This window comes from Virgisporangium aurantiacum (genome assembly GCF_016863635.1).
Taxonomy (GTDB): domain Bacteria; phylum Actinomycetota; class Actinomycetes; order Mycobacteriales; family Micromonosporaceae; genus Virgisporangium; species Virgisporangium aurantiacum.
In genome coordinates, this window is sequence record NZ_BOPG01000100.1 from 28275 (window position 1) to 40079 (window position 11805).

8 protein-coding genes and 1 pseudogene are annotated in these 11805 nt (G+C 71.6%); 6 read left to right on the forward strand and 3 right to left on the reverse strand.

Annotation, left to right across the window (positions count from 1 at the left end):
- Nucleotides 1-35: 35 nt before the first annotated feature.
- Nucleotides 36-2879, reverse strand: coding sequence for a helix-turn-helix transcriptional regulator (locus Vau01_RS55580; RefSeq protein ID WP_204010611.1), 2844 nt, complete (start codon nt 2877-2879; stop codon nt 36-38).
- 156 nt (nt 2880-3035) lie between these two features.
- On the opposite strand from Vau01_RS55580, the gene Vau01_RS55585 reads away from it, so the two are divergent.
- From Vau01_RS55585 to Vau01_RS64170, 3 genes and pseudogenes are all read left to right on the forward strand, one after another.
- Nucleotides 3036-4364: an FG-GAP repeat domain-containing protein gene (locus tag Vau01_RS55585; protein WP_204010613.1), complete on the forward strand. Its 1329-nt coding sequence runs from the start codon at nt 3036-3038 to the stop codon at nt 4362-4364.
- A gap of 377 nt (nt 4365-4741) precedes the next feature.
- Nucleotides 4742-4978 carry a hypothetical protein gene (locus Vau01_RS55590; protein WP_204010615.1) on the forward strand — a complete coding sequence of 79 codons (237 nt, stop codon included), beginning with the start codon at nt 4742-4744 and terminating at the stop codon, nt 4976-4978.
- 170 nt (nt 4979-5148) lie between these two features.
- A pseudogene (locus tag Vau01_RS64170) lies at nt 5149-5277 on the forward strand (CPCC family cysteine-rich protein); the annotation flags it as partial.
- 378 nt (nt 5278-5655) lie between these two features.
- Here the strand turns inward: Vau01_RS64170 and Vau01_RS55600 are convergent.
- Nucleotides 5656-7047, reverse strand: coding sequence for an MFS transporter (locus tag Vau01_RS55600; protein ID WP_204010616.1), 1392 nt, complete (start codon nt 7045-7047; stop codon nt 5656-5658).
- Nucleotides 7048-7107: 60 nt separating this feature from the next.
- Here Vau01_RS55600 and Vau01_RS55605 point away from each other — a divergent pair, with 60 nt between their 5' ends.
- Entirely contained in the window at nt 7108-7782 is a 675-nt protein-coding gene (locus Vau01_RS55605; RefSeq protein WP_239152803.1) for a TetR/AcrR family transcriptional regulator, read from the forward strand.
- A gap of 45 nt (nt 7783-7827) precedes the next feature.
- Here the strand turns inward: Vau01_RS55605 and Vau01_RS55610 are convergent, their stop codons facing one another.
- Nucleotides 7828-10731, reverse strand: a complete 2904-nt coding sequence (locus Vau01_RS55610; RefSeq protein ID WP_204010617.1) for an AfsR/SARP family transcriptional regulator — start codon at nt 10729-10731, stop codon at nt 7828-7830.
- A 325-nt stretch (nt 10732-11056) separates the two neighbouring features.
- Here Vau01_RS55610 and Vau01_RS55615 point away from each other — a divergent pair, with 325 nt between their 5' ends.
- Together Vau01_RS55615 and Vau01_RS55620 are read left to right on the forward strand one after the other, a co-directional pair.
- On the forward strand, nt 11057-11350 hold the full coding sequence (locus Vau01_RS55615) for a hypothetical protein (protein WP_204010618.1): 294 nt from the start codon (nt 11057-11059) through the stop codon (nt 11348-11350).
- Nucleotides 11351-11441: 91 nt separating this feature from the next.
- Nucleotides 11442-11768 (forward strand): hypothetical protein, encoded by a 327-nt coding sequence (locus tag Vau01_RS55620; RefSeq protein WP_204010623.1) that lies wholly within the window; start codon nt 11442-11444, stop codon nt 11766-11768.
- Nucleotides 11769-11805 lie beyond the last annotated feature (37 nt).

Genomic DNA, 11805 nt, shown 5'->3' on the forward strand with positions numbered 1-11805 from the left:
CGGGGCACCCGACGCCACGACATCGCGATCGGGGCTCACCCGTCGTCATTGCCGGTCGTGGGTTCGCGGGACAGGCGTCGGATCAGCTCCTGCCGTGAGCGCAGGCCGAGCTTCCGGTAGATGTGCCCGAGGTGGTAGTCGACGGTCTTCGGCGAGAGGTAGACACGTACCGCGATCTCGCGGTTGGTCAGCCCCTGTGCCGCGTTGAGAGCCACCTGCCACTGCTGCGGGGTGAGCTCGCGGGCACGGTCGTCGCGCTGCTCGGCCTGCCTTCCGGTCGCGCGGATCTCGCGTCGGCACAGCTCCGCCCAGCCGGCTGCACCGGCCGTCTCGAACCTGGCGAGTGCGTCGGCCAGGTGGTGCCGCGCGTCGCGTCGTCGCCGGGCCCGCCGCAGCCGCTGGCCGAAGCACAGCAGCGTCTGCGCGCGCTCCAGCGGGGCATCGAGGTCGTCGCACGCGGCCAGCGCCGCCTTGAAGGCGTCGTCGACCGCGTCGTCCGCCGCGAGCAGCCCGCGGCAGCGGCTCGCCGCGGCGAGAGCGGTCCGCCGGCCCAGCCGGGTCCCGTGGTATTCCAGCCGTTCGATGACCGCGATCGCCCGGTCCGGTCGCTTCAGGTGGACGTAGGACTCGGCGAGGTGTCCGGCGACGGGCAACCAGTTCGGCTCGACCAGGCCGACGTCGCGGGTGGTCTCGTCGATCCACTCCAGGGCGTCGACCGCGTCTCGGTACCGCCCGGCCTGGATCGCCGCAATACCCACGGCGTAGCGGGCGCGCGCGGCCACGTCGCGGTAACCGGGCGGGCCGATGCGGACCGCGAGGTCCGCGTGCGCGCGGCAGTCGGCCTCGTTGCCCAGCAACGCGTCGACCACGGCCAGCATGGTCAGCGCGTGCGCGCGCTGCGACGGGAAGCCGATCTGCTCGGCGATCTGGACCGCCTCGGCCGCGGCCCGGTGGGCGGCGCGCAGCCGGCCCGTCCGCGACTCCAGGCCGGCGAGCCGGGTCAGGGCGTAGGCCAGCAACAGCACGTCGTTGCGCTGTCGCGCTGCGGCGATTTCCGGCTCCAGCAGCGCGCGTGCGGTGGTGTGTTCCCCGAGCCACAGCAGCACCTCGGCCAGCTCCGCCGCGGTGCCGTCGGCCGGGACGGAGGCGCAGGCCGGCACACAGGCGCGGGCCAGGTCGGCCCCTTCCGGCCGACCGGCGACCACCTGCGCGGCCGCCCACTGGACCTTGTGCTTGAGCCAGCCCGCACGCTGGCCCGACGATTCATCGGCAGCCGAGTCGGCGAGCTCACTCAGCCGCCGGCAGACCCGCAGCAGCAGCGGGAGGTCGAGGGCGGCCCAGCACCGGTTGATCGCGCCGCCGAGCATCCGGGCCGCCCCCGCCGGATCCGTAGCGGCGTACGACTCGGCCTCGGCGAGGTACGCGTCGCCGACGGCTGTCAGGTCGCCGAGTCGCAGTGCCGTGAAGGCCCTCATCCGGGCCGCCTCGCAGCGCGGGCCGCTGCGCCCGGTCAACGCCCGCACCTCGTCGGCCAGCGCCACCGCGTGGTCGCCGGCACCCGAGTCCGACCATGCCCACATCGCCCGCACGAGCCGGTCGGCCCGCAGATCCGGGTCGGGCGTGAGCCGCGCCGACCGTTCGAACGCGCGCGCCTGCGCCACGACGCCGCCCCGCCGCAGGGCGCGCTCCGCCGTTTCGGCGAGTGCCGTGGCGACCACCTCGTCCGGACCCGACGCGGCGGCCGCGAAATGCCAGGCCCGCCGGTCGGCCTCGTCGTCGGACGTCAGGACGCTGGCGACGGCGAGGTGCGCCCAGCGGCGCAGTCCGGGCCCGGCCGCCGCGTGCACCGCCGAGCGGACCAGTGGGTGCCGGAACCGCACGCCGACCGGATCCGCGGCCGACCGGGGGGTCGTGCCGTCGCCCGGCTCCGTCGTGCGGCGCGGCGGAACCGTGACCAGGCCGGCCGCGACGGCGGGGTCCAGCGCCCAGAGGGCCAGACCGCCACGGGCCAGCGCCCGTTCCACCGTGGCCAGCTCCTCCGTCTCCGACACCGCGCACGTCACCAGCGCACGCCACGCCGCGTCCGGCAGCAGGCGTGCCTGGCCGAGGAAGGCCGCCTCGACCCGGCTCGCGGCCGGGAGCGGGTCGTCGAGCGGCACCCGACCGGACCGTTGCGCCGCGGTGAGTGTCGCCGGCAGCTCCACCAGCGCGAGCGGGTTGCCGGCGGTCGCCGCGACCAGGTGGACCGCGGCGGCCGGTGCCATACCGGCAGCGGTGGCCAGGCGGACGCCGGCCGCCTCGTCCAGGCCCATCAGCACCATGTTTGCGATGCCGGGCGCGTCCAGCCCTTCGCCACCCGGTCGCCGGGCGGTGAACACGATCGCGACCCGCTCGGCGAGCAACCGCCGCGCGGCGAACAGCAACGCCTCGGCCGATGCCCGGTCGATCCAGTGCGCGTCGTCGACGGCGCACAGCACCGGCGTCCGCTCGGCGACGGCGGCGATCAGGTTCAGGGTGGCGCCGTAGGCCGCCAACCGGTTGACCGGCCCGGTACCGCCGATCGCGAACGCGGCACGCAGCGCGTCGGCCTGCGGGGCGGGCAGCTCGTCGAGCAGCGCCAGCACCGGTCGCACCAGCCCGTACAGCGTCGAGTACGGCAGCTCGGACTCGAACGCGGCGCCGCAGGCCCGCAGAACCCGCATGCCACTGTCGCGGGCGACGTCGACCGCGCGTTCGAGCAACGTGGTCTTGCCGATGCCCGCCTCGCCGCGGATCACCAGCGAGCCGCCGCGGCCGCTCCGTGCGGCCGCCAGCAGGTCGTCGATGCGCCGGCACTCGTCGAGGCGACCGAGGACCATCTCGTCGTCGCCGGCCGGCACGCCCAAAAGCCTAATGCCAGGCCCGACCGCGCAGACACCGCTGCGACCGATGCCCGACAGATGCCTCATCGACTAGGAAGTCGCCCGATTCAGCGCCGCTTCGAGCTTCGTAACGTTCGGCGTGCATCGCTCGACGTCCATCGAAAGGGGCAGGAGATGCATCGCAGACCATGGAAAAGGCGGACGGCTGCGGCCGCCACGGCGCTGATCGTCGCGGGCGTGTCGACGCCGGCGGCCGCGGCCGGGACGCCCACGCGGGCCGCGCCGGTCGCTGGAGCACGACCGCCGGCGGCGGTCACTGTCAACGCGACCGGAAGCCACCTGGCCATTGCCGACTTCGGATTGTCGACCAACTGGTTCTACGACAATCCGCGGTTCGTCGCCGACATCACCGGCGAAGGCCGCGCCGACGTCGTCGGGTTCGGCCCCCAAGGCGTCTATGTCGCTGTCGCGAACGCGGACGGCTCGTTCGGGTCGGTAAATCTCGCGGTCAACAACCTTGGCTTCAACCAGGGCTGGCGGAGGAACGAGCACCCGCGCTGGGTCCAGGACATCACCGGCGACGGCCGGGCCGACGTCGTCGGCATCGGCTTTGCTGGCGTGTGGACCGCGGTCAGCCACGGCGACGGGACGTTCGGACCGGCCACGTTCGTCCTGGAGAAGTTCGGCCTGCGCGACCGTCAGCAGGACACCAAGCTGTTCCTGGCCGACACCAACAACGACAAGTGCGACGACATTGTCAGCATCTACAACAGCCAGACGCTCGTCTCGTTGGCGGATTGCGCCGGTGGGTACGCGCAGCCGACGCTGGCCACCACCGTGTTCGACTTCTTCAACTTCGACTGGCGCTACTTCCAGGTCGCCGACGTCACCGGCGACGGTCGCGCGGAGATCCTGGCCGCGACGACATTCGGCGACCTCGGCCCGATCCAGCTCGTGATATCGACGCGACGCGCCGACGGAACCTACAACAACCCGGTGCCGGCCGGGGCGAACTTCCCGAACGGCGCGGTGGCGGTGCCCACGCGGGAGAACCTTGTCGATGTGACGAACGACGGGCGGAGGGACCTCGTCCTGTTCGACGCGCCGGTGCCGGAGTGGGGCGTGTACACCGCACGGGCGCAGGCCGGCGCTCATTTCGCCGACTTCATCAGGGCCACCCCCGACTTCGGCGGCAACCAGGGCTGGACACCCAACCGGCACCTGCGTCTGGTGGCCGACCTCAACGACGACGGCCGTGGCGACATCGTCGGCTTCGGCGAGGACGGCGTCTACACGGCGTTGGCGACCACCGGGGGCATGTTCGCGACCCCGAACCACATGGTCCTGCCCCAGTTCGGAGCCAACGCCGGCTGGGACTGGAATATCGACACTCCACGGGTGCTCGCCGACATCAACGGTGACCGCCGCGCCGACATCGTCGCCTTCGGCACCGGCGGCGTGTACACGGCGATCTCCAACGGTGACGGGACATTCGCCGCCTGAGCGACGGTACGGGATTCGGCCGGCTCGACGGGACACAGCGTCGCCACCAGGCGCCACGATGGCCGCAAGAAGCCCGCCTCCGACGGGGGCGTCGGGGACGGGCTTCTCGGCCCTCGGTTGGGTGGAGGGCCGGATCGCAATCGCCGTCCGCCCTCTCGATGGTGGACCGCACCGTTACCTCCACGCGGCGTGGCCCGGTGGGCTCGGGATTCGAATTCGACGGCTGCGACGTGCGAACCATCAGGTGGCGGTCCTACGACGGCAGGTCCACCGCCCGATCTGCAACCAGCCGACCGGGTCCTGCTGGCGGCGTTGTCCCGACCACTCCCCCGCGCCCGGTGGTCGGCGCTCTTCGTCACCCCGGCCACGCTGCTGCGATGGCACCCTCAACTCCTGGCCCGGCACTGGACATACCCACACCGGCGACCCGGGCGGCCGCCGAGAACCCGGCCTGGGGACACCGCCGCATACAGGGTGAATTCGTCGGCCTCGGCTGCCAGGTCGCGGCCGGCACCGTGTGGAAGATCCTGCACCAGGCCAATGTCGACCCGGCGCCACGCCAGCCGACCCTCGCCGGCAGGATCCGGGCCCAGGTCATCGTCGCCTGTCCGTGATCTGAATGTGACGGCGCATCGATACGAACTTTCACGGTAGGCGTGAAAGGCTTGACGGGTGGATCGCCTGACAATTCCACGGTGTCCCTGCTGCGGCTACCGCACCGGCTGCGCAAACCTGCCCGGTCTGCTACTGGACGCACGACGGCGCTTCGGGGCGGCACTCCGGTGCCGCGTTCGACGGTCTCAACGGCGAACGAACCCTGGACGAGGCCCGGCTGAACTACTCCATCTACGGTGCGAGCGCCCGGCGCTACCGCGATGTGGTGCGTCCTCCCCGCCCCGACGAACAGCCCTGAAACCGTCAGGGTGCGGTAGTCAGTCCAGATCGACACTCGTACGCTCGGTGAATACCGGGCCTCGACAAATGTCGGCACTATCGACGGGCCAACTCCCGCCGGCAATCCACGTCAGATTTGCGAGTGAGGCCCTGCCCGGGCTTGGCGTCGCTCGGTCACCGGCAGTCACGCGGTGAAGATGACGAGGAAGAACGGGGTCTTCGTCGGCTACTCGTTGTGGCCGAGTGGGCGGGTCGGACCCGGGATCTGGGAGACAACGGTCGGCCGGAACCGTCCGTTGTCTCCCACGTTGCGGCCATCGCCCACGCAGCGGGGGCATCGGGACTACGGGCCCGTCGGACTGAGAGGACGCGGGTACGTCGAGTCGACGGCACCGAACTACGTGTGAGCCCCTTCCCGCGTCTTGCCGAGGCTCGCCGGAGTTGTCGCCGCGACCACCGCCGCCAGCGCGAAGCACGCCGCCGCACCGATCAACCCGGCGCGGTAGCCGGTGGCCAGCGCGCCGGGGCCCGCACCCGGGCCGGTGGCCCAGTTGGCGACGAGTGCCAGCGTCGCCAGGCCGAGCGCCGCACCGATTTCCTGGGCGGAATTGATCAGCCCCGACGACGCACCGTGGTCGTCGGGTCCGACACCGATCGACGCGGCGATGAACGTCGGCGCGAAGGCCAATGCGCTGCCGAGCGCCAACAGCAGCATGCCGGGTAGCACGTCGGCCCAGTAGCTGCCGCCGACCGGCGCCCGGGCCAGCAGCAGGGCGCCGGCCACAAGCAGCACCAACCCGGCCGTCAGCGGGCGCCGGACGCCGACCCGGCCGGTCAGCGCGGCCACCCGCGGTGAGATCACGAGAACGACGACGGTGATCGGGGCGAACGCCAGGCCTACGGCGAATGCGGAGTGGCCAAGCACCACCTGTAGGTAGAGGGTGGCGAAGAACATCGTCGCGCCCAGCGCACCCGCGTTGAGCAGGAGCGTGACGTTGGCCGTGCGCACCCCGGGCAGCCGGAGCAGCGCCAGTCGCAGCAGCGGTTCCGCACTGCGGCGCTCGGCGTGAACGAACGTGCCCAGAAGCACGGCCGCGATCAGTGCAGCGAGACCGGCCCGCGTCCGGACGCCGTCCTCGGCCAGCCAGGTCAGCGCCAGCACGCCGCTGACCAGACCGCCCGTCAGCAGCGCCGACGCGCCGAAAGCCAGAGGGCGCCGCACCGGATCGGCGTCGCGGCGCATCAGCACGGCGAGCGCGACCACCACGGCCGCACCGATCGGGACGTTGATCAGGAAGATCCACCGCCAGCCCAGGAACTCCGTGACCGCGCCGCCGACGAGTTGGCCGGCGATCGCACCCGCCGAGCCCACCGCGGCCCACAAACCCAGTGCCCTGTTGCGTTCCGCACCCTCGGGCAGGCTGGCGGTGATCGCGGCCAGCGCGTTCGCCGAGACCAGTGCCGCGCCCGTACCCTGCAGCGCCCGGGCGGTGAACAGCTGCCAGTCGACCTGCGACAGGCCGGCGAGCAGCGACGCCAGCACGAATAGGGCCAGGCCGCCCAGCAGCAGCGCCCGCCTGCCCAGCCGGTCACCGGCCCGCCCAGCGACGACCAGCAGGCTCCCGAACGTGAGCGTGTAGGCCGTGCCGGTCAGCGACACCCGGCTGTCGAGCAGGCCGAGGTCACTCCGGATCACCGGAATGGCGACATTGATGATCACCACGTCGAGGATCAGTACGAACTGCGCTGCGCACAGGGCGATCACCGTCCACCACATTCGCCGGAACATCGCCGACCTCCTAAAATCCTACGCTGTAGGATTCGAAACTCTACACCGTAGGATGAGATCGTGACCACCGAGAGACGTCGCCCGGGCCGACCGCACCGGGACCGGCCATTGCTGACCCGGCCCGCGATCCTGGCGGCGGCGTTGGAACTCGTCGACGAGGCCGGCATCGGGGCGCTCAGCATGCGGCGGCTGGCCGGCAGGCTGGACGTCGACCCGATGTCGATCTACCACCACCTGCCGAACAAGGCCGCGATCGTGTCGGGGCTGGTCGGCACGGTGTACTCGACAATGGCGCCGGTGCCGGTCGACGGGCCATGGGCCGAGCGGGTGCGGGCGTGGGCCCGCGCCTACCGTGACCTCGCGCTGGCCCACCCGAACCTGGTGCTGCAAATCGTCACCGACAGCGTGGCCGCGTCGGATGCGGCGGTGCTGATCAGTGAGCCGCTGTACGCCGCGTTCGACGCGGCCGGCCTGGCACCGCCCGATGTGGTGAACGCCGCCGGTGCGCTCGTCGACTTCGTCAACGGCTATGCGCTCGCCGGGGCCGCGGCCCCGGTCGAGGGAGACCCGATGGGCGAACGCCTCGACGCCCTCCCACCGGATCGCATACCGACGATGCGCCGGGTGCACGCGGCCGTGGCGCGCGAGCCGGCGGAGCGCGACTTCTTCAGCAGCGGCGTGGAGATCATCATCCGGGGCGCCACGGCCCTCGCCGCCGGCGCGACCGGGCGGTGACGGTCCTTGTGCTGATGACCTGCGTCAGCAAACAACCTTGGCCGGTCACGTGTGCGGCGAGCGCCGACCCTGCTCCTGTGGGTCGGGCCGGATCGATTGGTGATGCGCGATTCGAGGGCAGCCAGCGGCCAGGAGATCGATCAGTTTGGCGCGGGCGGGGCCGGTCGGCTGGTTGATCTCGTCCAGGATCTGGATGGCCTGGCGGAACGAGCGTTCGGCCGCGGCATGGTTGCCGAAGGCGCGGTGGGTGTCGCCGAGTTGCATCGTTGTATCGGCCTCGGAGACGCGGTCGCCACCGTCGTGGTGCAGTGCGATGCCGCGACGGCAGCAGGTGACGGCCTGCTCGTACCCGCCGAGCTGCCCGTGGATGTAGCCAAGGCTGTCCCAGGTGGTCGCCTCGCCGTACCGGTCTCCGATCGTCTGTTGCAGGCGCAACGCCTCCTCACAGTCGGCGAGTGCCCGCTCGTGGTCGCCCAACCGGGTGCGGCACCATCCCATCCCGTTCAGCGCGGACGCCGCCCCGCTGGAGTCGCCGATCTCCTGGAAGATCTCGAACGCGCGTTGAGCGTGGTCGAGCGCATCGCGCGGCTTTTCGCGCATCTCGTACAGCTGCCCGAGCGAGTGGTGGGTGTGCGCCATTCCGGCGCGGTCGCCGGCACCGGTGTACAGGTCCAGGGCCCGGTTCATGTGTTCGTGCGCCTCGTCGAAGCGCCCGACCTGCCGGTACGCGCGGGCGAGGCTCCGGTGTGCCCAGGCGTGCTCACGTGCGTCGCCGGTCCGCTCGACGACCTCAAGCGCGACGCGCTGGATCTCCACCCACTCCCGTACCCGTCCGGCCCGTGGCAGGTAGCCACCGAGAGCCCAAGCCAGCTGCCAGGCGTGCGTGTTGAGCCCGGCGGCGACGGCACCGTCGAGCGCAGCCAGCAGCCCGGAGTCCTCGGCCGCGAACCAGGCCAGCGCCTCGCTGCTGTCGGCGGGCCGCTCCGGCGCCACTCCGGCAAGTGGGAGGGGCGGTACCACTGTCTGCCACCGGTTCGGATTCAGAAGGCGGGCCGCCGGAACGGCCGAGTGCACGTAGTGATCGAGCAGGCGGCGGGTGGCCCGGTCGCGCCCGTCGTCGGTCAGCGTGCCGGCCGCGAGTTCCCGCGCGTAGGTCCGCAGGAGGTCGTGGAACGTGTAACGGCCCGGCGCGTGCTCCTCGATCAGGTGGATCCGGGCCAGTTCGGCAAGCAGTGTCCGCGCGCGGGCCGAGGGAAGCCCGGTCAGGCTCGCCGCCAAGGGAACCGACGTGTCGGGGCCGGGGTTCAGCCCGAGCAGACGGAACATGCGGCCAGCCGCAGGCGTCAGCGTCCGGTAGGACCAGTCGAACACCACCCGCAGATCAGTTGCCGGGTCATCACCGGCGAGCACGTCGAGGGCGCCGCGCAGTTCACCGGCGAGTGCGGCGAGCGGGAACGTCGAGTGCACGGCGGCGCGGGCCGCCACCACGGCCAGGGCCAAGGGCAGCCGGGCGCACCCCTCGACGATCTCCTCGGCGGCGGGTCGCTCGGCCGACACCCGCGCCGCGCCGAGGCGCGCTGCCAGCAGCTCAAGCCCTTCGGCCGGCGTGAGCACGTCGAGAACCAGCAGGTGGGCGCCGTCACGTGCAACCAGGCCGGTGAGCTGGTTACGGCTGGTGATCAGCACGAGGCATCCGACTGTGCCGGGCAGCAACGGCCGGGTCTGCTCCGCGTCGCACGCGTTGTCGAGTACGACGAGCATGCGCCGCCCGGCCACCATGCTTCGATACAGGGCGACCTGCGCCGGCAGGTCGTTGGGAATGCGGCTCGCGGGGACGCCCAGCGCGGTGAGGAAGCCCCGGACGGCCTCGTCGGGCGTCACCGGCCGGGCATCCAGGTCGAATCCGCGCAGGTTCACGTACAGCTGGCCGTCGGGAAAGCGGTCGGCCACCCGGTGTGCCCAGTGCATGGCCAGCGCCGTCTTGCCCACTCCGGCGGTGCCTGCGATCGCCCCGATCATGACCGTCGCGGGTTCGATGCGACCGCCGTTGCCGTCGCGGGTACGATCGCCGGCCAGCATGGCGTCAAGGCTGTCGAGGCTGGCCAACCGGCCCGTGAACTGATGCGGGCCGGCGGGCAGCTGCCTCGGGACGGGCTGGTCAGCGACCCGGTGCCCGGCAACCGGATCGAGTTGCGGGCCACCGGCCAGAACCGCCCGGTGCACGTCCTGCACGGCCTGGCCGGGCTGGACCCCCAGCTGGTCGGCCAGCAGCCGGAACAGCCGCTGATAGGTGGCCAGCGCGTCGGCCTGCCGGCCGGCGCGGTACAGGGCGGTCATCAGGTGCGCCCACAGGTTCTCGCGCAGCGGATGCCGCGTCGTCAGCTCCTGGAGCTCGGTGACCAGCTCAGTGCCCAGGCCCGCCGCAAGGTCCAGTTCGATGCGACGTTCGAGCGCCGTCATCCGCTGCTCGACCAGCCGGGGCATGTCCAGTTCGTCAAGCAGGTCCGAGCGCAGATCCTCGAACGGGGTGCCGCGCCACAGATCCAGCGCCTCGTGAAGCGTCGCCCGCTCGGTCGCCGGATCGGCCGTCCCCGCTGCGCGCTGGAGCAACCGGGCGAACCGCAGGGCGTCGACCTGGTCGGGACCGACCACCAGGGTGTACCCGGCCGGGTCGGTCCGGATCGCCGCCTGTCCGAGCCGAGCGCGAAGCCGGGTCAGGTACAGGTTCACCGCCCGGCGCGGGTGGTCAGGCTGTTCCACGCCCCACATCGCAGCCGCCAGCCGGCGGACCGGCACCGGCTCGCCGGCCGAGAGCGCCAGCACCGCGAGAACCGTCCGTAGCCGGTTGGCAGTCAGCGTCACCGGATGCCCACCGACCTCCACCCTCAACGGGCCCAGCATGCCGATCGACAGCTCGCCCGCGGGCTGCTCTGCGCCGGTCGCCGCCACCGCGCCTCCTCGTCTCAGCGCCGTCCACTACACACCGCCGTCGGAACGGTAGTTGCTCACACCTCCGCCTACTGAGAGCCCCACCCGGGCGGATACCGCCGCGAGTACGCCGAACAGCGTAGCCACATCCCGCCCCGCGTCCCCGTTGCCGGTGTGACGTCGCGTTCGCCATCGCCCAGCGTCACGTTCGGCATCAAGAAGCAACGTTCAGCCGACGAGATCATTGCCCGCAGCGGTCGCGTGACAGATATCCGAAAGGCGCTCGGGGGGACACTGGCCGCGCGTCCTCGATTGACGGCCGCCGAACGAAACCGGAGGTTGGTGCATGTCAATTCACCGCAGGCTGTATGAGGGTGTCGCAGCGCTGGGGCTGGCTGCAGCGCTGGCGTTCAGCGGGCCGGCATTCGCGAACGACGGCAGCAGCACAGATGCCCACCGCGATGTGCGGCACGCGTCCAGCAGCACCCAGGGGAGCACGATCCAAGCCTGGTACGTGGACGGCTTCTACTACCCGTGGATAATTTGCTACTGGGCCATGAACGACAAGATCGCCCAGGGCTACCCCGTCGAACCTTGCCAGAATTCCGACTATGGTTGGTACTTCAGGTATTGGGCCTGATTCACCCGCTCGGCAAGGCGCACAGGCTCCTCCGCGCCGCCGACGCGGGCGGGTCCCTCGCCGTCCCCTCGACGATTCCCGAGCCCGCCGGATGGACGGCGTCGGCTGCGAGATCTACCGGTCGGGCCCGCTGAAGGCCGGCGCCACCTACCGCTTCACGGTGCGGATGACGGTCGCCGCGACACCGGTCACCGTGCCGCTGTTCCCGGCACCGACCAACCGCTACACGAACAAGGATTCCAAGCTCGACCTGTCCCCGAAAGCAGCGACGCCGAACGGCGCAGCGCAGACCCTCCCCGTCACCGGCAGCCGGACCACACCGATCCTGTTCGGAACGGGCGCGGCCCTGGTCGTGGCGGGCGCCGGCATCCTGCTGGCGTTTGCGCCGCCGCCGCTTCGTCGCCGGCCTAGTGATTGACGTCGACCCGGATCTGTTCCCAGACTGGCCCAGGCAG

What these genes read in the sequence shown, in the direction of transcription:
- Vau01_RS55585 (WP_204010613.1), top strand. Translation starts at nt 3,036, where the DNA reads ATGCATCGCAGACCATGGAAAAGGCGGACGGCTGCGGCCGCCACGGCG.
- Vau01_RS55590 (WP_204010615.1), top strand. Translation starts at nt 4,742, where the DNA reads ATGGCACCCTCAACTCCTGGCCCGGCACTGGACATACCCACACCGGCG.
- Vau01_RS55600 (WP_204010616.1), bottom strand. Translation starts at nt 7,047, where the DNA reads ATGTTCCGGCGAATGTGGTGGACGGTGATCGCCCTGTGCGCAGCGCAG.
- Vau01_RS55615 (WP_204010618.1), top strand. Translation starts at nt 11,057, where the DNA reads ATGTCAATTCACCGCAGGCTGTATGAGGGTGTCGCAGCGCTGGGGCTG.
- Vau01_RS55620 (WP_204010623.1), top strand. Translation starts at nt 11,442, where the DNA reads ATGGACGGCGTCGGCTGCGAGATCTACCGGTCGGGCCCGCTGAAGGCC.